Below are 22,160 nucleotides of genomic sequence, written 5' to 3' on the forward strand. Positions count from 1 at the left end.
GAAAACTCATACAGTGAGCAAGAAGGCGCTACAGGTGACGGTAGCGCCTTTTTTTATTCACTTAGGGTGCTGGTGGTTTGGGTGACGGTATCTTTGCGTACACGGCTGGCTGGGAAGTGACAGGAGAAGGTACTGCCAGTGCCAGGCAAACTGCGGATTTGTAGTTTGGCTTCATGATGTAAGAGAACGTGTTTCACGATGGCAAGCCCTAAGCCAGTGCCACCCGTTTTTGAGCCACGTCCCTTATCAACCCGGAAAAAACGCTCTGTGAGCCGGGGGATGTGTCGAGGATCAATTCCTAACCCTTGGTCTTTTACTGAAAAAATGCCATTCAACTCACTGGATTCCCATTTAATATTGATCTCGCCACCGTCAGGTGAGTATTTGACAGCATTGACAATTAAGTTGGAAAAAGCACTGTAGAGTTCTTTATAAGAGCCATAAATTCGAGCGTCTTCAGAGATCTGAGTAACTAACTTGTGTTGATCCGTCATGATGGCCGTGGTGGTTTTTAGAATCGCCTCTACGATGTCTGATACGCGATACCATTGATTCTCTTCACGTTTGTCATCGCTCTCAAGACGAGATAGCAACAATAAGTCTTCAATCAGTTGTTCCATCCGAACAGACTGCTCTGCCATGTTTACGATGCCTTTTTGCATGCTTTTGGGCAGGTTGTCTTTAAACATGTCTAAGGTTTCAACATAGCCTTTAATGACGGTCAGAGGGGTTTTTAACTCATGGGAAGCATTGGCGACAAAGTCTTTGCGCATCTGCTCTAACAGGTGTAATCGCGTCACATCACGAACGAAAATAAGATGATCGTTTTTATCGTATAAAGTGGTTTGAACTTCTAGGTAGACACCGTCTTTTGCTGGAGACTTAATGACCAGAGGTTCGCCAAAACGCTTTTGCGTAAAATAGCGGAAGAATTCTGGGCTGCGCACAATGTTGGTTATCACTTGCCCACGGTCAACGGGTCGCATTAAGCCTAAGAAATGAGCAGCTGAATTGTTCCACCATTCGAGGTTGCCTTGGTTGTCCGCCATAATCACACCTTCTTTAAGTGCGCTGGTGGAGCTTTCAATCCGCGTTAAGGCTTGTCGCATACGACGTTTGGATTTTCGCTGTTTCTTTTGCAAGCGATATACTGCGTCAAACACTTCTCCCCAAATACCACTCGACTCTGGCGGAGCGGCACGTCCTGAATGACGTAGCCAGTTATGGAATTGATACAGCTGGTATAACTGCCAGTATAAGGTTCCTAGGGTATACAGCAGTAGAACAGCCAAAAAATGGCCAAGGATATAGCCAATTACGCTACAGGCGATAAAACCTGTTAACCAAGAAAGAATGGTGTTCCGCCAAATGGTTTTCATACCGACCTTTTTGCTGAGAAACGGTAACCTGTGCCTCGCACGGTTTGAATCAAGAAATCATGACTGTCACCAATGGCTTTACGTAAACGACGAATATGCACATCAACGGTACGTTCTTCGACATAGACGTTGCCTCCCCAAACTTGATCCAATAGCTGTGCTCTTGAATAGGCTCGTTCTTGGTGAGTCATTAAAAATTTGAGTAAACGATATTCTGTTGGTCCCATGTCCAGAGGACGTGCGCCAATAGTGACACGTTGACTAATCGGGTCCAGAGTGAGGCCTTCGACTTCGATGGGTTCATCAATGCCTTGTGGCGTCGCTCGGCGTAGTACGGCTTTGAGACGCGCGACCAATTCACGTGGTGAAAAAGGCTTGGTGATGTAATCATCCGCGCCGACTTCTAAACCTTGAATTTTATTGTCTTCTTCACTTTTTGCCGTCAGCATGATGACTGGGATTTCAGCTGTAGTACTGTCTTTCTTGATACGGCGCGTTAATTCGATACCGCTACCGCCAGGCATCATCCAGTCGACCAAAATTAAATCTGGTCGATGGTCCACGATAATTTCGTGAGCTTGCTGAATATTTTCGGCTTCCATGTATTCATAGCCAGCCATCTCTAAAGCAATGGCAATCATCTCGCGAATAGAAGATTCATCATCAATAATTAAAACTTTTTTACCGGTCACAGGATCTACCCTCATCTCAGGAACGGTTTTATTAAAGCGAGCAATTATGACAATTTAGTTAAACTGTCATAACTTTGCCACATATTAAGCAAAATAGCTGATAACTAAACCGATAAAGACACAGCATCCAATGCGGTTGTTTTCAAGAAAAGAGCGAAAACAAGCTTGCCTATCTCTGTTTTTTGCTTGCTGGTATTGCTTGTAAAACAACCAGATACAAATCAGCAAGGCCAGAAAATAGGGCCAACCCAGTGTGGCGAAGAAGCCGATCCATGTCAAAAGGGATAAGGTTAAAGCTTGTAAACACACAATGACCAATAGATCGTACTGGCCGAAGAGTATTGCGGTCGATTTGATGCCGACTTTTAAATCGTCTGGTCGGTCGGTCATCGCATAGTAAGTGTCATAAGCGATCGTCCAGAAGCAATTAGCCAGAAACAGCATCCACAGAATAGGGTCGCTTAAACTGCCCCCTTGGGCGCTGTAAGCCATAGGAATGGCCCAAGAGAAGGCTAAACCAAGAAAAAGCTGAGGCAGATGGGTATAACGCTTCATAAATGGGTACAGAGCAGCCAAACCAAGACCGACAAAAGACAGTAATATGGTTTGCCAGTCAGTTAGTAGCACCAAACAGAAACTGAGTAAGGACAAGCCTGTAAACAGAGCAAGGGCTTCTTTTTCAGATACTCGTCCTGAGGGGAGAGGACGGTTCTTCGTTCGATCAACATGACCATCTACCTTCCGATCCGCATAGTCATTGATCACACAGCCTGCCGATCGCATGCTAAATACCCCTAAGACGAAAATCACCAACAAAGACCAGTCTGGTCGCCCTTCGGCGGCTAGCCAAAGCGCCCATAAAGTAGGCCACATTAAGAGTAATGAGCCGATCGGGCGATTAAAGCGGGTGAGTTCTGCGTAATCTTTTAGCTTGTTCATAGCAATCCAAAGGGCGATTTGAAATGAGAGATTGTGTCAAATATGGCTTCATTTACCAAGATACCAACGCCATATTGATGAAATACCGAGCGTCTTGCCCAAACACTATGAGGTTGATCTGGAAACATCGCCGCAGGTAATTCCGTAATTTCAATCGGGCTACGGGAGAGGGTGCGATGTTGGAAAAGATAACCGCCTAATGGCTTGTCTTTTAAATGAGGAACTTGACGCCAGTGACCAAGTAACGAGCGAGCAGGAATAATTGAGCGAGCATAGATCACGGTTTGACCATCCAGTTTTAACAGGACAGTGCGGATTCGGACGGCTTCTCTGGGCTTTAATTTGAGCTTACGCCTTTCTCGGAGGCTGGCCGTGCCCCACTTGTCTTCAATCACCTCGACACTGAGTTTGCCAGCACGTTGTAATTTACTGGTTAATGATTTATCTGTGGTTAACCAAGGCCATAAATAGCTGGGTATTTTGGTTTTACGAACACAATGAGCAGGTTGCCAACGGTAGTCAAATTGCTTGGTGGCAAGTGAATTAAGGCGAGTCATACAGTGTTAGGCATTCATTTTATCGATAAGAGAAACCATTTTATGTAGCTCATGAGAAGACTGATATACCTCTTCTCGGCATGCTTCTGCTTGCTCAATGTCTAAGCCTACCTCGACCAACACCGATGGATCTATTTCCAAATCATTGCGCAGTTGATGAGAAACATAGAGAAGTTTGGCTAATGTAGCGTGCTCACCATAATAGTGTGGCTTTTTGCTGTAGCGAATGGCTGTCCAAATGTTGTCTGGTAAACTCCAGTAACGTAACAGCCAAGACCCTAGCTGTTCCTTGGTAAAGTGCAGGATTTGCATTTCGACCAGTTCACTGGGTAAGTGTGCATTGGCTTCATAGTATCGAGACAAGATCGAAAAATGCGGTGGTAAAATGCTACTGATGGCCAAATAACCGAAGTTTTGTAAAAGACCGGAAAGATAAGCATGACCCAGTTTAGGGCGCTTATCGTTAGGCATGGATTTTACTAAGGTTTCCATTAAGACAGCATTAGAAACTGAGTCCAGCCAGAAGTTCTCATAATGTCTTGGGCCATTGTCTGGGGCGTGGAAAGCATTCCCCATCGATAAGCCCAATGCTAGGTTCATCACCATATCAAACCCCAGAACTCGAATAATGGCATCTTCGACTGACTCAATTGTTCCAGGAGCGCCATAGTACGGAGATGAAGCCCAACTGATGACCTGTGCCGCTAAGCTTGGGTCCAGTGCGATGACCTCACACAATTCATCTGTGCCTGCGGTTTGGTCAGCAGACAAGCGGATAATACGGTGAGAAGACGCGGGTAGTGGTGGAATTTCTAGGGTTTCTTCAAGGCGTTGTTTAAGGCGAATCGATTGAAAACGGCCAAGCGCCTCTAATATCTGCTCTTCATCATTTTCGTGGTTATCCGCTGGGCGCTTAATCTTATCAATGTCGAGTGAAATGTCTTCAAAACGATTTAAAGGGCCACTAAACATGGTTTTCAATTCATCCGAGCTGACTTCATGGAACGGACCGTCCGATTTTAATCGTATCTGTACTTTTGGCTCGGTGAGTAAGCTGGATTCGATAATGCTCGACACACTGTTGGGTTTGATGAGCGGGTCGCCGTCACTGTTGAAGTTAGTGATGGGCTCAAAGCGTCGTTTGGTAATCCGAGAGACTGCAGCGATGTCTAACATATGTTGTTCAGGAAAAATCACCTGTAAACGGCCAGTATGGTCTGCTAGATGAACCACTCGCAGTCGCTTGCTGGGCTGTTGATCGGCTGAGATTTCCATATATTTTCTCTGTTAGAACAAGGATTAATTAAACTAAAAAAGCCCCTATGATAGGGGCTTTTGCAAATATAACAGATTTTAAAGACAAATATCGAATCAGTGGTTCAAAATTTGGCTCAAGAACATTTGAGTACGATCATGCTGTGGATTGTCGAAGAACTCATGTGGTTCATTGGCTTCAACAATTTCACCTGCGTCCATGAAGACCACTCGGTCAGCAACGGTTTTCGCGAAGCCCATTTCGTGAGTCACACAAACCATGGTCATGCCTTCTTCTGCTAACTGAACCATAACGTCCAATACTTCTTTGATCATTTCTGGATCAAGTGCTGAAGTCGGTTCATCAAACAGCATGATACGTGGTTGCATACACAAGCCGCGAGCAATCGCCACACGTTGTTGCTGACCACCAGAAAGTTGACCTGGGTACTTCAAGGCTTGGTTCGCGATTTTCACACGTTCCAAGTAGTGCATGGCCATTTCTTCGGCTTGTTTCTTTGGCATTTTACGAACCCAGATTGGTGCCAAGGTTAGGTTCTCTAGAATGCTTAAATGTGGGAACAAGTTGAAGTGTTGGAACACCATACCAACGTCCTTACGGATCGCTTCGATGTTCTTCAAGTTGTCGTTCATTTCGACGCCATCGACTAGAATCGTCCCTTTCTGGTGCTCTTCTAGGCGGTTAATACAGCGTGTCATGGTGGACTTACCGGAACCGGAAGGTCCACAAACAACGATTCGCTCACCTTTCTTAATGCTGAAGTTGATGTTCTTAAGTACGTGGAAATCACCGTACCATTTATTAACATCATTAAACTCGATAATTGCTTCTTCGCCCTGCGCTAGTTGGGCACGAGCCATATTGGTATTTGTCATTATATAGACCTCAAATTCTTAACTAATTTCGCTTGTGCCCAGTTTCTAATTTACGCTCGATTCTCATACTGTAGCGAGACATACCAAAACAGGCTGCCCAGTAAATAAAACCGGCAAAGGCATAGCCTTCAATGGTCATTCCTAGCCAGTTAGCATCATGAGTGGCGGCTTGAATACGACCAAGTAGGTCAAACATTCCCACAATGTAAACCAGAGTGGTGTCTTTAAATAAACCAATGAAGGTGTTTACGATCCCTGGAATCACTAATTTTAATGCCTGCGGCAAAATGACCAAGATCATCGACTGCCAGTAGGTTAATCCCATCGCATCAGCGGCTTCATATTGACCTTTCGGGATAGCTTGTAAGCCACCACGAATTACTTCGGCCATATAGGCTGCAGAGAACAAGGTAATGCCGATCAGTACTCGTAATAACTTGTTGAAGTTCATACCTTCAGGTAGGAACAAAGGAATCATTACGGATGCCATGAACAAGATAGTGATCAGAGGTACCGCTCGAATCGTTTCAATGAAGACGATACATACCGACTTTGCTATTGGCATTTTAGATTGACGACCAAGTGCCAACAAAACGCCAAGCGGGAAAGACGCCACAATACCGACAACCCCTAACAGGGTTGTCAAGAATAAGCCGCCCCACAAAGATGTCTCAACGATTTCTAGACCGAATACGCCACCTGCAAACAGGAAGTAAGCAATAACAGGATAAACCACCAAAATCACTAGGGATAAATAGAGTTTATTCACTGTTTTAACAGCGTATGTACCTAATAAAATCACCAATAGAATCAAGGCTAAATTAATACGCCATGTTTCTTCTGATGGGTACAGTCCATACATAAACTGTTTAAAGTAGACCCCGATAAATGCCCAGCAGGCACCGTCACCAGTACAGTCGGCTTTTGACGCACCAGTAAAGGTTGCTCCGACAATACCCCACTCGATAATGGGTGGGATCAGCAAATATAAAATATAAAAGCTAAACAGGGTTAAAAATACGTTTAATGGGGACGACAATAAATTTTGACGAACCCAGGCCACCGCACCAACAGAATTCACTGGTGGTGGAAGGCTTGGTGATGGTTTGAATTCAATAGCCATGTTCTTCCTCCTAGCGCTCTATTAGTGACATTTTTTTGTTATACCAGTTCATAAACATTGAGATAGATAAGCTCAATGTACCGTAAACCAACATACACAGACCGATGTTCTCAATGGCTTGACCTGTTTGGTTTAGCGTCGTACCCATAACAACAGCAACCAATTCTGGGTAAGCGATAGCCGCACCCAATGAAGAGTTTTTCGCTAAGTTTAGGAATTGACTAGTAAGGGGTGGAATAATGACTCGTAACGCTTGAGGTAAGACAATTAAACGCTGCGTTAGACTGTCTTTCAGACCCAAAGATCGTGCCGCTTCTGTTTGCCCCCAGTTTACGGACAAGATACCTGCACGAACGATTTCCGCAATGAAGGCACCTGTATAAGTCGACAATGCTACTAATACCGCCACAAATTCTGGCGGTAGAACCATACCTCCAGTGACGTTAAAACGGCTTTTTTGTGGAAGGTCGAATTCGATAGGGAACCCAGAAACCACCAAAGCTAAAAAGGTAATGACAATGATAGTACCGAAAGACGCCCAGTAAGCTGGAAACCAGAGACCTGTTCTAGTTTGACGCTTTTTGGCCCAAACAACCAAAGCAATGGATGCGATGATGGACAGGATAAAACCTGCGATCACAATACCAAAACCGTCTTGGGTGATTGGGTTGGGAGAATAGATACCACGTTTGTTTAAGAAGAAATCACCAAAAATGATACTGTTTTTAGGGATAGGTAAGGTTGCTAAAACTGCAAAATACCAGAAAAACATTTGTAGCAATAATGGGATATTACGCAATGTCTCAACGTAAACAGTGGCTAATCGAGCAACCAACCAGTTATTAGAAAGACGAGCTAAGCCCATCACAACACCAATAACAGTGGCTAACGCGATCCCCAGTAAAGAGATAACAACGGTATTAATCAGGGCAACAACAAACGCTCTTCCGTAGGTGTTGGCCTCAGTATACTCAATTAGGTGAATAAGGACGGGAAATCCAGCTGGTTGGTTTAAAAATTCAAAGCCAGTAGAAATACCTTGGTCTGCCAGGTTGGCTTGTAAGTTACTAAATAAGTAATAACCTACGAAAACTACCACGGCCAGAAGTAAAGCTTGAAAGATAAGGGCTCGGTTGCCTGCATCATTCAAAAAATTTTTTATACTTGAACTATTTTGATCGCTCATCTTGTTTCAGGCAGTTGAAATGCTCGTCAGATGTGTAAGGAAGGGGGGAGAAATCCAGCGACTCAGTGGAGTCGCTGGATAAATACCCGAAGCAGGTCGCTTTAGGTATTAACGTACTGGTGGCGCGTACATAACACCACCTTCTGTCCATAGATTGTTAATACCGCGTGGTAGACCAACTGGTGTGTTTGGTCCAACGTTACGCTCAAACACTTCACCGTAGTTACCTACTTCAGCGATGATGTTGTAAGCCCAATCAGCACCAAGTCCTAGAGACTCACCCATGTTACCTTCAGCGCCTAGTAGACGACGGATACCTGGATCGTTTGACTCAGATTTGATTTTAGCAACGTTTTTAGAGTTGATGCCCATTTCTTCAGCGTTAACCTGAACGAACATAGCCCAAGTTACGATGTCTTTCCATTGGTTGTCACCGTGACGAACAACAGGGCCTAGAGGCTCTTTAGAGATCGTTTCTGGAAGGATTACGTGAGCGTTTGGATCAGACAATTTTGAACGGTGAGCAGCAAGACCTGATTTATCCGTTGTGAAAACGTCACAACGACCAGAAGCGTAAGCAGCTAGTGCTTCGTCTGCTTTCTGTACGATAACAGGTACATAGTTCATTTTATGCTTACGGAAGAAATCCGCCATGTTCAATTCTGTTGTTGTACCTTGCTCAGTACAAACAGTGGCACCATCAAGATCTAGGGCAGATTCAACGCCTAAGTCTTTACGAGCCATGAAACCTTGACCGTCATAGAAGTTAACTGCTGTAAAATCTAGACCTAGAGACGTATCACGTGTGTAAGTCCAAGTCGTGTTACGAGACAGCATGTCGATCTCGCCAGACTGTAGGGCTGTGAAACGTTCTTTTGCAGAAAGAGGAGTGAATTTAACGGCTTGCGCATCACCAAAGATAGCAGCAGCGGTTGCACGACAAGCATCAACGTCGATACCAGTCCAGTTACCGTTTACATCGGCATTAGAGAAACCAGGAACGCCTTGGCTCACACCACATTGGATGAAGCCTTTTGCTTTTACGTCATCTAGGGTAGCAGCAGCTGCACCTGTGCTGATTGTTGCAGCAATGGCAGCGGTAGACAGTAATTTACCTACATTGGATTTCATTATATTGAGCCTCCCAGGCGATTTTATATGTATGTTGTAATTTTGCAGAATTTCAATAGATTCAATTTGAAATCTATGGGTTTTAAAAGCAAAGTTGATGCCAACATTTAATTATTCTTGTTGTCTTACATATGCAGACGATTCCTCTAGAGGATCATCACATGCCCCTATAGAATTACTCTTTTGCGTCATAGTCAAGAATAAAATATTAAAAACATGTCCCAATGTACTTATTTTTTGCACTTTATTTGACGATAAATGGTCTAGCAGAGGAATAGGGATCAATTTACTTAAGTGAAATTTAATTCAAAGAAAACAATGCGTTAGTATTAAAAAACTTTGTCTTTGTGCGCCTTTTTAGGGCGCGATAGTGTTTTTGTAGTCCATATTTGTGCGCGTGTGGTTTTGATGCTTTATTTTGGTGCCTTTTTGTAACAGCAAAGCCCATACAAAATATAATGGATAAAGCGCTTTCCCAAAATTACCCTCTACATGGTAAACTTAGCCATTCTTAGATGTTTAGTAAGGAGATCCATATCAAATGGATAACTCAACAAAACCACTTGATCGATTGGACAAAAAAATTCTACGAGAGTTGCAAATAAACGGTCGTTTATCCAATGTGGAGTTGGCGAGTCGTGTTGGTTTGAGTGCGACTCCTTGCTTGGAGCGGGTGCGTCGACTAGAGCGGAACGGCTATATTACGGGCTATTGTGCTTTGGTTAACCCCAAAAAAGTGGATGCAGGTCTGTTGGTGTTTGTTGAGATTAGGTTAAAAACCACGTCACCTGAAGGCTTTAATGAATTCAAAACCGCAGTGTCTGAAATTCCAGAAATTTTAGAGTGTCATTTGATTGCTGGGGATTTTGAATACCTATTGAAAGCTCGTGTATCGAACATGGACTCTTATCGACTGCTATTAGGTGAAACCTTACTGACCTTACCTCATGTGCGTGAGTCTCGCACTTATGTGGCGATGGAAGAAGTGAAGAGCACCACAGTCGTCAATATTCCTTAAACATCAAACATTCAAATACTGATCATGATTCGGCAGCCATCGGCTTAGTAAGGGAGGGATGTGATCAGGAAAGTTCTGATGCAATAATCCAGCGGCACGCTGTACATCGTCTAGCAAGGCTTTATCTCTCTGTAAGTCCGCCACTTTAAACTCCCACAAGCCTGTTTGTCGCGTGCCTAAAAGCTCTCCAGGTCCCCTTAGCTCTAAATCCTTCTCAGCGATTTTGAAACCATCACTGGTTTCTCTCATGGTCGATAATCGTGCTTTACCTTGTTGCCCAAGAGGGGCTTTGTAGAGCAGGACACAATGACTGGCAGCTTGTCCTCGTCCAACACGGCCTCGCAACTGGTGCAGTTGAGCCAAACCGAGGCGTTCTGGGTTTTCAATGACCATCAAACTGGCATTCGGTACGTCCACACCGACTTCAATCACGGTGGTAGCAACAAGCAGCTGAATCTCTCCCGCTTTAAATTTTGCCATGATGTCAGCTTTTTCTTGTGCTTTTAAACGCCCGTGAACCAAGCCAATGCGCAGACCAAGCAATTGCTCTTGCAAGAGCTGCGCAGTATCTTCTGCGGCTTGGCATTGCAGGGCTTCGGACTCTTCAATGAGAGTGCACACCCAGTAGGCCTGTTTGCCTTCTTGGCAGGCGCTTTTCACTCGCTCAATGACTTCTTGGCGACGCTGATCAGAAACCACTATGGTATTGACGGGCGTACGGCCTGGAGGAAGCTCATCAATAATAGAGCAATCCAGGTCCGCATAAGCTGACATGGCTAAGGTTCGAGGAATAGGAGTTGCCGTCATGATCAACTGATGAGGCTGAACCCCATGTTTCATGCCCTTTTCCCGCAAGGCCATTCGTTGATGAACACCAAACCTATGTTGTTCATCTATGATGGCCAGTGCCAAACGGTCAAATTCAACCGTTTCCTGAAATAGTGCGTGGGTGCCGACCACAATCTGTGCTTGCCCTGAGGCAATGAGCTTGAGTTCTTGTTCTCGAGTTTTGCCTTTGAGTTTGCCTGTCATCCAAGCCACCTGTAAACCGAGGGGCTGGAACCACTGGGTGAAGTTAGCATAATGTTGCTCGGCAAGGATTTCAGTGGGTGCCATTACGGCAGCCTGATAGCCCGCTTGTACAACAGCCGCCGCGGCTAAGGCTGCGACCAGTGTTTTGCCCGAGCCAACATCGCCTTGTACAAGGCGCAGCATAGGATGCCCCGTCGCTAAATCTTTGAGAATTTCTCCGAATACGCGTTGCTGGGCTTGAGTCGGTGAGAATGGCAATTGTGCTAACAGTTGTTCACTCAGTGCTCCAGCTTCAGCCACCTTGATGCTTTTATCTTGTTTAGCCTTGATTCGCTTACCGATTAAAGATAACTGATGCGCCATTAATTCCTCAAACGACAACCGGTATTGTGCAGGATGGCACCCTTGCTTGAGCGATTCTAGATCGGCATCTCGGGATGGATGATGTAGAAACTGAATGGCGTCATTTAGTGAAGATAGACTGAATTGGTGGCGCAATTCATCGGGCAACCACTCTTGTAAATTGTATGGTGTGAGTCGTTCCAATGCTTGTTCGCATAATTGTCGAATTTTGGTTTGGGTTAAGCCTTCGGTCAGTGGGTAAATCGGCGTCAGTTGAGACGACTCTAAAGGCGCTTCATCGTCTTCAATCAGTTTGTACTCTGGGTGGTACATTTCAAATCCGGCACTACCACGACGAATTTCGCCAAAGCAACGGACTCGCTTACCGGATTCCAGCTGCTTCTTTTGGGCAGCTGAAAAGTGAAAGAAGCGCAGGCACAGACTGCCTGAATGATCTTTAAGGCGACACAATAAGCTGCGGCGTTTACCCATTTTGACTTCGCAGCTCATGACTTGGCCTTCTATTACGGCCTCATCACCAAAACCAAGTTGCCCAATGGGCACGACGCGAGTTCTATCTTGGTAGCGAATGGGAAGATGGAAAAGCAAATCCTGTACGGTATGGAGGTGCATCTTAGCGAGTTTCTCCGCCATGGCTGCGCCCACACCTTTTAATTCTCGGACATCCTGTGTGTCTAATCCATCTATCATCTTAATACACTACTTATAATTCGAGTTGTTTACAGGCGTCGCGAATAGACTGGCTGACAGACTCAATGGCTTTAGGGCGAGGGAAGCTGGCGCGCCAAGCCAAGGCAACGGTACGTTTTGGAACTGGGTCGGCAAAGGGACGTACTGCCAGCATTGAGTGATCAATGTTGGTTACGGCGGATTTCGGTAGTACGGTTACCCCAAGTCCAGAAGACACCATATAGCGAATGGTTTCCAATGAACTGCCATTCACGACAGTGCGACCATTATTGACTTCATTGTCGGTTAACAAAGGACAGGCTTCTAATACTTGCTCACTGAAGCAATGACCTTTACCCAATAGGAGCAGATTGTCGGTCGAGAGTTGGTCGGTATTAATGTTGTCTAACTGAGTCCAAGGGTGATTTTTCGGCATAAGGACAACAAACTCTTCCTCATAAATCGGTTGTGTCACCACGTCAGGTTCTTGGAAAGGCAGAGCGACGATAATCGCATCCAAATCACCATTGCGAAGTTTAGGGCGCAGATTCTCGGTCAGGTCCTCTTCTATGATAAGCGGCATGCCAGACGTAATTTGGCTCAAGGAAGGGATCATCACTGGAAACAAATAGGGGGCGATGGTGTAAATCGCGCCCACTTTAAGAGGGCCTGTTAGCTGGTTTTTACCGGCATTGGCGAGCTCTTTGATCATATTTGCTTGATCCAGTACTCGCTTGGCCTGAGTGATGATCTGTTCGCCCACTGGTGTAATGTATACTGAGCTTTTACTGCGTTCAAAAATAGCCGTTCCAAGCTCTTCTTCCAGTTTTTTAACAGCGACGCTTAGAGTGGGTTGTGAGACATAACAACGATCAGCCGCTCGACCGAAGTGCTTTTCTTCCGCCAGCATTACAATGTATTTTAATTCGGTTAATGTCATGGTGCACCTTGCCTGATAGGCCATTATTACTAATAACTATGATAATACATAATTTAATAAAGTATACTCGTTGATTTTTGTTACAGACATTTTGTGGTGGCCAATTCCTTACTATCATCACCTTTGTAAAGTAGGGCCGTTTTTTGTGAGATGCATAAATTAATCGAATACATTGTTAGGGGGCTCAATGGCAAACATACTGATTGCTGGTTGTGGGGATCTAGGAACAGGCTTAGCCAAGGATTTAGTGGCAAAAGGCCATCAAGTTACGGGCATTCGTCGCAAAGGGACTCTTTTTCCTGAAGGTGTTGAAGGCATCACTGGAGACTTACGAGAACTACCGCACGAGCTTCTACCAGATGTGTCGTTGATCTTCTTAATCATGACGCCAAATGAGCGAAGTGAAGCGGGCTATCGGCAAGCCTACTATGACACCGCGCAAGTATTAGTGCGTCGTTATCAACATTCGGTCAACCCAGTCAAAATTGTGTTTGTCTCCAGTACCAGTGTTTATGGTCAAAACCAAGGTGAATGGATCGATGAACAAAGCCCTGCTCAGCCAAACTCAGTAACCGCCAAGGTCTTAATAGAAACAGAAGCCTTGTTACAGCAGGCGTTTACCTGTGTATCTGCAAGATGTTCTGGTATTTATGGACCTGGTCGTTTTGCGCTCATGAAAAAGGTGATGACAGAGCAAGCATGGGGCGCCAACAGTTGGACCAATCGTGTGCATCGTGATGATGTGGTCGCGGCCTTATTGCTGCTGGCAGAGCGGATGTTAAAAGATCAAGAGGTGCCTGCTCACGTGATTGTGACGGATCAAACGCCCGTTTCTATGTGGGAAGTAAAGCTTTGGTTGGCAACCAGTTTAGAGGCCGCGATTAAAGCTAACCTAGAAGAAGGTTTCGCGCCGCAATCAGGTAAACGTATTGTGGCGGACTATTTACGCCAGCATGGTTGGCAACTTGCTTACCCAAGTTATGTCGCTGGTTATCGAAAATTACTGATCGATTTTCAACAGAGTCTTGAGGGATAGAGGGTAATGTATTGGCATAAAAAAAGAGGCAAAAAGCCTCTTTTTTTATGCTCAGAAGAGCTTAGTCTTCCAACACCATGATGCCTTCAATTTCCACTTGCACGCCTTTTGGTAGGGCGCGAACACCCATAGCGGCACGAGCTGGGTAAGGCTCTTTAACAAATTGTGTCATGACTTCGTTCACCGTAGCGAAGTTGTTTAAATCGGTCATGAAAATGTTGAACTTCACTACTTTTTCCAAAGAACCACCAGCGGCTTCACATACGGCACTTAGGTTTTTGAAAACCTGAGTCGTTTGTTCAACGATGTCTTCACTGATGACTTCCATGGTCTCAGGAACCAAAGGAATCTGACCAGATAGGTAAACTGTGTTGCCAGCGCGTACCGCTTGCGAATATGGGCCAATAGCAGCAGGCGCGTTTTCAGTGTGAATAACCTGTTTTGACATAATAATATCCTTTATAACTAAAGAAAGTTTGGACGCTGTTAACGTCCAACAATGGTCTCTCGTGATACTTTTTCAACACAGCGAACGGCTTTGATGCGACGCATAACATCCGCTAACCCAACACGACTTGAAATGGTGATGTTAAGGCGTAATCGGCTGACTCGACCTCGTTCAATGATGTCTAAATTTGACACTTGGAAGTCGGTGTCACTAATGGAGCTGGCAATCTTGGCAACAGCACCGCGTTCATTGATATAGGTGACAATCAAGCTGATGTGCAGCTCTTCTTCAATCTCTTTACCCCAAGACATATGAATAAAGCGCTCAGGACTGGATAAATGATCTTGTACATTGGGGCAATTAAGGTGGTGAATGACAATGCCTTTATCAACTTGCACATAACCCACAATAGGGTCACCCGGAATAGGGGCACAACATTTCGCATAGGAAATCAGCATGCCTTCAGAGCCGTTGACCTTGAAGGACTTCGGCGTAATTAGAGACTCTTCATCAATATTCGGGAAGAGCTCACGAGCCACTAGATAGCCAACGTGTCGGCCTTTACCAATGGATTCTAATAGGTCATCCATGCTGTCGAGTTGATGATTTCGAAGGACGAGCCCAATTTGTTCTGACGTCAATTCTTCAATATTCGTTTGGAAAGCGTTTAAGGAACGAGTCAATAATCGGTGTCCAATTGAGATGGCGTTTTCTCTTTGTTTGTCTTTCAAGTAATGACGGATATTGGTTCGCGCTTTACCCGTGATCGCAAAGCTCAACCAAGCCACATTGGGTTGGGCGTTTTTCGCAGTGATGATTTCCACCGTTTGACCGCTTTCCAGTTGAGTGCTGAGCGGAGCCAAACGACGATTAATGCGACATGATATACAAGAGTTACCAATCTCTGTGTGTACACCATAAGCAAAATCAACAGGTGTCGCACCAGAAGGAAGCTCAATGATCTGGCCATTTGGTGTGAACACATACACTTCGTCTGGGAAAAGGTCGTTTTTAACGTTATCAACAAATTCGACAGGATTACGCGCTTTCTGTTGAATTTCCAACAGACTTTTTACCCATTTTGTCGCTCTATCATGATTGCTTGGTGCTGAAGAAGCGCCATTAACCTTATAAGCCCAATGAGCCGCGATACCATTGTTAGCCACCAAATCCATTTCTTCGGTGCGAATCTGGATTTCCATGGGAATGCCATTGGTGCCCAATACGGTGGTATGCAAAGACTGATAGCCATTAGACTTAGGCACCGCAATATAGTCTTTAAAACGACCTTCGATTGGCTTAAAGAGCGCGTGAATGACACCTAAAATACGATAACAGCTATCATGACGGTCAGTGACAATACGCACACCCATAACGTCCATAATCTCATCGAGAGAGCGACGCTTTTTATCCATTTTTTGATAAATGCTGTAAATGTGCTTCTCGCGTACGCTGATCTTAGCTTCAATGTAGTCTGCGGCCAGTTCAGAGCGAATGGTGTCTTCCAGTTTTTGCGTGTCTTTAATACGCTGTTGGCCGTACTTTTTGTGGATAGCACGTTGCAGCATTTGCGCCCGCATTGGGTAATACGCCTGAAAGGCTAAAGACTCAAGGTCTACTCTGACATTATACATACCCAATCGATTCGCGATGGGCGCATAGATGTCTAGGGTTTCTTTGGCAATGCGGCGTTTCTTATGAGCTGGCATGGCATCAAGAGTGCGCATGTTATGCAGGCGATCGGCAAGCTTGACGAGAATGACGCGAATGTCATCTGCCATGGCCATGGCCATTTTCTGAAAGTTATGAGCTTGTTTTTCGATCTGATTGTTGAACTCAAGGTGAGTTAATTTACTCACTCCGTCCACCAAACTAGCGACTTCTTCACCAAATTGCGCGGCCAGCGCTTCTCGGCTAATGCCCGTGTCTTCAATTACATCGTGCAAAAGTGCCGCTGATAAACCATCACAGTCCATCCGCAGCTCAGACAATATCTTGGCGACGGCGAGCGGATGAGTGACATAGGGTTCGCCACTTTTTCGCTTTTGGCCATCGTGGGCTTGCTCTGCGTAATAGTAGGCGCGCTTAACTTTAGCAACTTGTTCGTAGGGTAAGTATTGGCTTAACCCTTGTGCTAATTCTTCAATGGTATACATCGCTCACCTCACAAAGGCAAACACGAGGTGCGACGGTTGTGTAATGAGCGATACCATTCATAGAGCTTAAAACTCGTGAACTGGACGTTGTTGCAAGTCTACATTTTTGGCATTGATTAGGTCTTCAGCGATTTCACGCAACGCCACAACCGTAAACTTGTCGCCTTCTAGCGCAACTTGAGCGTCTTCGCCGCCTGTTGCTAGTTGACGGGCACGTTTTGACGCCACCATCACTAGTTCAAAGCGGTTATCAACATTTTCTAAGCAATCTTCTACGGTAACTCGAGCCATTTTGACCTCTGTGTTTAATTTATCTGTTTATCCAAGGGTGATTTTACTTAACGGCTTCTCATAAAGACAAGAGATCATTGATGAGATTGCCATATTTTTCTTGTATTTTCGGGGTTTTAGCGCGCATGGCGGTAAAAATAGCCGACATTTCAGTTAAGGCCTTGTCAAAATCATCATTGATGATGACAAAGTCATATTCATGGTAGTGAGACATTTCATCGGCGGCCTTCGCCATACGGCGCTGGATGACCTCTTCAGAGTCGGTTGCACGCCCTTTTAATCGTTCTTCCAAAGAAGCCAGTGAAGGCGGCAATATAAAGATTCCGATGGCGTCCGGATACAAGTGGCGAACTTGTCGAGCGCCTTGCCAGTCGATCTCTAGAATAACGTCAAGACCCTGTTCGAGCATGCTAAAAATCGATGCTTTCGACGTGCCATAATAGTTATCGAAGACTTGGGCGTGCTCAAAAAATGCATCTTCAGCAATCATGTCCAAAAAATTTTCAACATCAGTGAAATAGTATTCACGCCCATGTTCTTCGCCTTCTCGCGCTGCACGAGTGGTATGGGATATTGAAATTCGAACCTTATCGTCTTGTTTTAACAAGGCTTTGTATAAGGATGATTTACCCGCTCCTGACGGAGCCGATAAGATAAATAAGTTGCCTTTGTGTTCGCCCATAAGACCTTTTTAAATCCGCCAACAATAATCAAATGTAAGCCATTAAGTGTACCACAGTTTTGCAAAAGGATAGCTAGCCTCTTTGTTCGCAAAGAGACCGTAGGAAGCCGTCAAATGTGATCGCGAGTGCAGTTGATGTTCTGCTTACAATGGCGAGAAACTAAGGATTTATAAGGAAAAAAATAAAAAGACGACTAAGCTTCAGAAAAGTATTGTTGCGAAGTTTAATCAAGTTGTAAGGAAGCAAGTCAATGGATTCTACCTCCCATTTTGATTCGTCAATGTTAATGTCTGCACCAAAAGAAGTTTGTAAGGTGTTATCCGTAGAGGACGATGCGGATTATCAAATGGCATTAATGAACAGCCTGAGTGCTCTCCAATACGATGGTAAAAAGGTCGAGTTTTTGAAGGTATCTTCTGCCAGTGAAGCGGCCATCGTCATTGCAGAAAACCCAGACATTGCGGTGATTTTCCTAGATGTTGTGATGGAAACAGACCATGCTGGTTTGGGGTTAGTTGGTACCATCAGAGAGGTGATCGGTAATGATCTGGTGCGCATTGTGTTGTTAACGGGGCAACCCGGCATGATGCCAACGGATAACCTAGTCGGCCAATACGACATAGATGATTATTGGTGTAAATCTGACCTGACTCAGGCGCATTTACAAACAATAGTACTCAGTAATATTCGTACTTGGGAACATTTGCTAGCCATGCAGGAAGCACGTCATAGCATGCAGCTTTTGCTGTTCTCTAGCCAACGCTTGTCTTCAAAAAAAGACATATTGGAATATACCCATTCGATATTAGAAGAAGTTAGCCACCTCCTCAAAATTGAGCAGGGTGGCATTGTTTGTTTTTTTAATTCAGAGCAAGAAAAGCTTGAAGATGCGCTTATTGTGGCCGCCAGTGGCGAGTATGCGCCTTATGTACATCAATTTGCGTCGATGGCCATTAAAGATGAAATTTTAACCGAAGCGGCACGACAGACCAGCTTGAGTAAAAAGCATACTTTTGTAGAAGGCTTTTCGGTACTGTATTTTTCGAACAAAGAGTTGGATGGGCGAGATTACATTGTTGTGGTCAAACTCAATCGAAATTTATCCTGTAACGAAGTGAATCTATTGCAAGTGTTTTGCGAAAATATCAGCGCAGGCTTTCGCAATGTGGCGCTAAACAACAAGTTATCTGAGCTCGCATACATTGAACCAACTTCGGGAATACACAATAAAAACTGGCTGGTTCGTGAGATCCGTCACATGTTTTCTTGGGAGCGAGAAAAGGCCAAACTGCTGATGCTGCACGTGGAGGATCTGGCATACACTGAATCTGTGCTGGGGACAAAATATTGTGACCAATTGACCTTATCTTTGTACGAATATTTGTGTGATTTTTTTGATAACGCGGTGGATGTGGCGTTGTTCGAACGAGACACTATTGTGATGGTAATTTATGATAATAAAGAGTACCACGAGGCCAATTTAGAGCAGGTGATCCACCCCAATGTGATGGTGGAAGACGCCATTCATTCCTTGGACTTAACCATTAGCTTGGTAAACTTTGCCGATTTTCCAAATTACGAGGCCGAGCAGCTGGTCAGTGTTGGCAAAAGTACATTGGAACGTGCCAAGTACGAAGGGGTGTCTTTTTTAGCGTTTTCAGAGGCATTAGCCTCTGCCATGTTTAGCCGATATGAGCTTTTGAAAGAGCTTCGAGATGTGATCTTACAGGATGAAATGCAGGTCTATTTTCAGCCCAAGGTATCATTGATTGATCATAAGTTAATTGGTTTTGAAGCCTTGGCTCGATGGAAGAATCGAAGTGGTAACTTTGTCTCTCCAGAACAATTTATCGCGTTAGCGGAGAGTAGTGGTTTAGTCGACAAATTGGATCAACAGATTTTGCGTAAAACCTGTAAAGCCATCAATGAATTGAAGGCCATTGGCGTCAATGTGCCCATTTCAGTGAACGTGGCGGGTAATGAAATAGCTCGTCCGAGTTATTTTGAGCAATTTACCACTATTTTAAGGGAGGAAAATATTGATAATAATCTGATTGAGTTGGAAATTACCGAATCGCAATTTATTGAAGAAAAAACCACCATCAATCGTCATCTTGATACCTTGAAAGAGATTGGTGTTAGAGTGAATATCGATGATTTTGGTACAGGGTATTCATCATTAACCTATTTATCGACATTATCCGTTTCCACCATCAAGATTGACCAAAGTTTTGTTTGGCGAATGCAAGACTCGGCAAAAGATTGGAAAATATTAAAAATGATTATCGAGCTAGGTCGCTCTCTAGGGTTAGATGTGATTGCAGAAGGTATTGAAACAGAGCAACAAAAAGCGCATTTGCTGACGTTGGGGTGCGAACAAGGTCAAGGCTATTTATTTGCTAAGCCGATGCCTCTGGCTGACGTAATGGCTTGGGTGAAATCATGACAGAAAAACCCCTATCATTTTGGCAAAAAAGGCTGTCGGAAAAGCAGCAATTAATCTTGGCATTGTCCTTGTTGTTACTTGTGGTGGTGGCCATCAGTGCGGCCAGTTACCGTTTTTTTTGGCAACAAAAAGAAAGCCAGTTAGCTTGGAGTGAAACAGAGCTGTTGACCCGGAGTAGCAGTGCTTTTAGTCGCCAATTAGGACACATCAAAAAGAACACTTTATTGTTGCGTAACAGTGTTAAGGATCGTCTGAAAATATCCGCGGAACTGTCAGATGATTACGATTGGAAGGCCGTAATTGCGAATGAATTTCGATTATTTGCGGCGACGTCGGAGTTAATTTCTCAGGTTCGTTGGATGTCTGCGGATGGTATGGAACTGGTTCGGGTGAACTCACAAGGTGGCGTGGTTTCTCGGGTGCCTGAAGCGCAATTGCAGAATAAACAAAATCGGCCTTACATTAAGCAAGCTTCGATTAGACCTGATGATGTCTACGTCTCGCCGCTTGATCTCAATATTGACAACGGTGAGGTCGTTAAGCCCTTTCAGCCAACTGTGCGTGGTGTATTGCGTATTTCTGGACGTGATTCAGGCTTCTTAGTCGTGAATTACAATTTAGCGGACATGTTTGATCAGCTTAAACAGCTGAATAATGACCTTGTTCACCTAGAAGTACTCGACAAACAAGGTGGCTGGATCATGTCCGATGACCAATCATTAGAGTGGGGGCATGTGTTACGCCCTACCGAGGATGGTTTGCGGATGTCGAGTCAGTTTCCCGATGTGTGGCAAAATATTTTGTCAGCAGATATGGAATTGAAGCGTCACTGGGGGCAAGGTCGTTTATGGAGTGTCATGCGCTTTTATTTAGACGAGGAAGACAGTTTACAACCAAGAGAAGTTCCATTTATTTACCTTGTGGCCCATTCCGAACCGACCGCATTTGCTCGCTGGCATCTTCAATTAATACTCAGCATTGTGCTTTCAGCTGGCATTCTTTATGTGTTATTAGCTTGGTGGTGCTGGCGTCATTTGCAAGCGCAATTTACCAGTCGGCGACTGCTAAAACAGCTCAAACGTGAAAAGCGTCAAACGGATCAAGCAAACCAAAAGCTGCATGACATGAATAAAAGGTTAGTTGAGTTGCAAGATGAATTGGTTGAAACCAGTAAATTGTCCTCTCTGGGGATGATTGTGTCTGGCTTGGCTCATGACATTTACACACCGTTAGGCGGGGTTAAATTGGCCCTTTCATCGGGAAGACAGTTCATCGATAAACCAGATTTGACCCCTGAAAATATCGAGCGCGTTGCTGTCTCATTTAACATTGCTGAGAAAAATTTGAATCGGGCGTTAGAAGTAGTGTCAGGTTTTAAGCGGATCGCATCGGATCGTGCCATTCAAGATGTCCAATCTTTCCTCTTTAAGGATGTTTTGGATGACTTGCTCTTTACCTATCAGCCGCGGCTAAAAAAACGTCCGAAGCTGATTGTCATGTCTGAATGCCCCGAACCTATTGAAATGCAGGGGTATCCGGGTGTGATGTCGCAAATTTTGCAGAACCTCCTCGATAATGCATTGGAATATGCATTTCATGAAAATGAAGCCGGTCAAATTCATATTACGGCTCATCAAGTCGGAAGCGATTTGGAGTTGGTGGTGCAAGACGATGGTTTTGGTATTGCATCGGAGATCATAGACACGGTGTTTGATCCGTTTAAAACGACTGGGCGGGATAGACAGCACAATGGCTTAGGCTTGTACTTGGTTCACCAATGGGTTTACAAACTGATGAAGGGGCGATTGAACCTTGAATCAGAGCTTGGTGTTGGGACTCGTTTCACAATAAGCATTCCTTTGCATATCGAAAAATAACCCTTTATTTCAATGACGTTAATTAAAAGCAGCCATTTAGTCT

The 22,160-nt window shown here is 44.6% G+C and carries 19 protein-coding genes; 4 read left to right on the forward strand and 15 right to left on the reverse strand.

What is annotated here, in order from left to right; genetic code table 11:
• Nucleotides 1-53: 53 nt before the first annotated feature.
• From phoR to DFP76_RS02935, 9 genes are all read right to left on the reverse strand, one after another.
• On the reverse strand, nt 54-1,379 hold the full coding sequence (phoR, locus tag DFP76_RS02895) for a phosphate regulon sensor histidine kinase PhoR (protein ID WP_113873162.1): 1,326 nt from the start codon (nt 1,377-1,379) through the stop codon (nt 54-56).
• Nucleotides 1,376-2,071 carry a phosphate regulon transcriptional regulator PhoB gene (phoB, locus tag DFP76_RS02900; protein ID WP_113873163.1) on the reverse strand — a complete coding sequence of 232 codons (696 nt, stop codon included), beginning with the start codon at nt 2,069-2,071 and terminating at the stop codon, nt 1,376-1,378. Before phoB ends, phoR begins: the two co-directional genes overlap by 4 nt.
• 84 nt (nt 2,072-2,155) lie before the next feature.
• Entirely contained in the window at nt 2,156-3,010 is an 855-nt protein-coding gene (ubiA, locus tag DFP76_RS02905; protein ID WP_113873164.1) for a 4-hydroxybenzoate octaprenyltransferase, read from the reverse strand.
• The gene (locus tag DFP76_RS02910) at nt 3,007-3,567 is read right to left on the reverse strand and encodes a chorismate--pyruvate lyase family protein (protein WP_113873165.1); all 561 of its coding nucleotides are present in this window, start codon (nt 3,565-3,567) and stop codon (nt 3,007-3,009) included. Before DFP76_RS02910 ends, ubiA begins: the two co-directional genes overlap by 4 nt.
• A gap of 6 nt (nt 3,568-3,573) precedes the next feature.
• Complete coding sequence (locus DFP76_RS02915) at nt 3,574-4,842, reverse strand: HDOD domain-containing protein (protein WP_113873166.1); 1,269 nt, start codon at nt 4,840-4,842, stop codon at nt 3,574-3,576.
• Nucleotides 4,843-4,938: 96 nt separating this feature from the next.
• On the reverse strand, nt 4,939-5,718 hold the full coding sequence (locus DFP76_RS02920; protein ID WP_113873167.1) for an amino acid ABC transporter ATP-binding protein: 780 nt from the start codon (nt 5,716-5,718) through the stop codon (nt 4,939-4,941).
• A gap of 22 nt (nt 5,719-5,740) precedes the next feature.
• On the reverse strand, nt 5,741-6,841 hold the full coding sequence (locus tag DFP76_RS02925) for an amino acid ABC transporter permease (protein ID WP_113873168.1): 1,101 nt from the start codon (nt 6,839-6,841) through the stop codon (nt 5,741-5,743).
• A 10-nt stretch (nt 6,842-6,851) separates the two neighbouring features.
• Nucleotides 6,852-8,027, reverse strand: a complete 1,176-nt coding sequence (locus DFP76_RS02930) for an amino acid ABC transporter permease (protein ID WP_113873169.1) — start codon at nt 8,025-8,027, stop codon at nt 6,852-6,854.
• 108 nt (nt 8,028-8,135) lie between these two features.
• Complete coding sequence (locus DFP76_RS02935; protein WP_113873170.1) at nt 8,136-9,158, reverse strand: amino acid ABC transporter substrate-binding protein; 1,023 nt, start codon at nt 9,156-9,158, stop codon at nt 8,136-8,138.
• 541 nt (nt 9,159-9,699) lie between these two features.
• On the opposite strand from DFP76_RS02935, the gene lrp reads away from it, so the two are divergent.
• On the forward strand, nt 9,700-10,176 hold the full coding sequence (gene lrp, locus DFP76_RS02940) for a leucine-responsive transcriptional regulator Lrp (protein ID WP_013797955.1): 477 nt from the start codon (nt 9,700-9,702) through the stop codon (nt 10,174-10,176).
• A 3-nt stretch (nt 10,177-10,179) separates the two neighbouring features.
• Here the strand turns inward: lrp and recG are convergent, their stop codons facing one another.
• Together recG and DFP76_RS02950 are read right to left on the reverse strand one after the other, a co-directional pair.
• A complete protein-coding gene (gene recG / locus DFP76_RS02945) occupies nt 10,180-12,261 on the reverse strand; it encodes an ATP-dependent DNA helicase RecG (protein WP_113873171.1) in 2,082 nt (693 codons plus the stop codon).
• Nucleotides 12,262-12,274: 13 nt separating this feature from the next.
• On the reverse strand, nt 12,275-13,180 hold the full coding sequence (locus tag DFP76_RS02950; RefSeq protein WP_113873172.1) for a hydrogen peroxide-inducible genes activator: 906 nt from the start codon (nt 13,178-13,180) through the stop codon (nt 12,275-12,277).
• A 187-nt stretch (nt 13,181-13,367) separates the two neighbouring features.
• Between DFP76_RS02950 and DFP76_RS02955 the strand changes: the two genes are divergently transcribed.
• The gene (locus DFP76_RS02955) at nt 13,368-14,216 is read left to right on the forward strand and encodes an NAD-dependent epimerase/dehydratase family protein (protein WP_113873173.1); all 849 of its coding nucleotides are present in this window, start codon (nt 13,368-13,370) and stop codon (nt 14,214-14,216) included.
• A gap of 61 nt (nt 14,217-14,277) precedes the next feature.
• Here DFP76_RS02955 and DFP76_RS02960 read toward each other — a convergent pair whose 3' ends face one another.
• The 4 genes from DFP76_RS02960 to gmk form a co-directional block, all read right to left on the reverse strand.
• Nucleotides 14,278-14,664, reverse strand: coding sequence for a RidA family protein (locus tag DFP76_RS02960; protein WP_063334149.1), 387 nt, complete (start codon nt 14,662-14,664; stop codon nt 14,278-14,280).
• A 38-nt stretch (nt 14,665-14,702) separates the two neighbouring features.
• Nucleotides 14,703-16,820, reverse strand: a complete 2,118-nt coding sequence (locus DFP76_RS02965) for a RelA/SpoT family protein (RefSeq protein WP_113873174.1) — start codon at nt 16,818-16,820, stop codon at nt 14,703-14,705.
• A 66-nt stretch (nt 16,821-16,886) separates the two neighbouring features.
• Nucleotides 16,887-17,111: a DNA-directed RNA polymerase subunit omega gene (gene rpoZ / locus DFP76_RS02970; protein WP_013797949.1), complete on the reverse strand. Its 225-nt coding sequence runs from the start codon at nt 17,109-17,111 to the stop codon at nt 16,887-16,889.
• A gap of 58 nt (nt 17,112-17,169) precedes the next feature.
• Nucleotides 17,170-17,793, reverse strand: a complete 624-nt coding sequence (gene gmk, locus DFP76_RS02975) for a guanylate kinase (RefSeq protein ID WP_113873175.1) — start codon at nt 17,791-17,793, stop codon at nt 17,170-17,172.
• A 251-nt stretch (nt 17,794-18,044) separates the two neighbouring features.
• Between gmk and DFP76_RS02980 the strand changes: the two genes are divergently transcribed.
• Entirely contained in the window at nt 18,045-20,240 is a 2,196-nt protein-coding gene (locus DFP76_RS02980) for an EAL domain-containing protein (RefSeq protein ID WP_113873176.1), read from the forward strand.
• Nucleotides 20,237-22,117 carry a sensor histidine kinase gene (locus DFP76_RS02985; protein WP_245931854.1) on the forward strand — a complete coding sequence of 627 codons (1,881 nt, stop codon included), beginning with the start codon at nt 20,237-20,239 and terminating at the stop codon, nt 22,115-22,117. The genes DFP76_RS02980 and DFP76_RS02985 overlap by 4 nt, the downstream gene beginning before the upstream one ends.
• Nucleotides 22,118-22,160 lie beyond the last annotated feature (43 nt).

It is taken from the genome of Marinomonas aquiplantarum (assembly GCF_003314975.1).
GTDB classification, from domain to species: Bacteria; Pseudomonadota; Gammaproteobacteria; order Pseudomonadales; family Marinomonadaceae; genus Marinomonas; species Marinomonas aquiplantarum.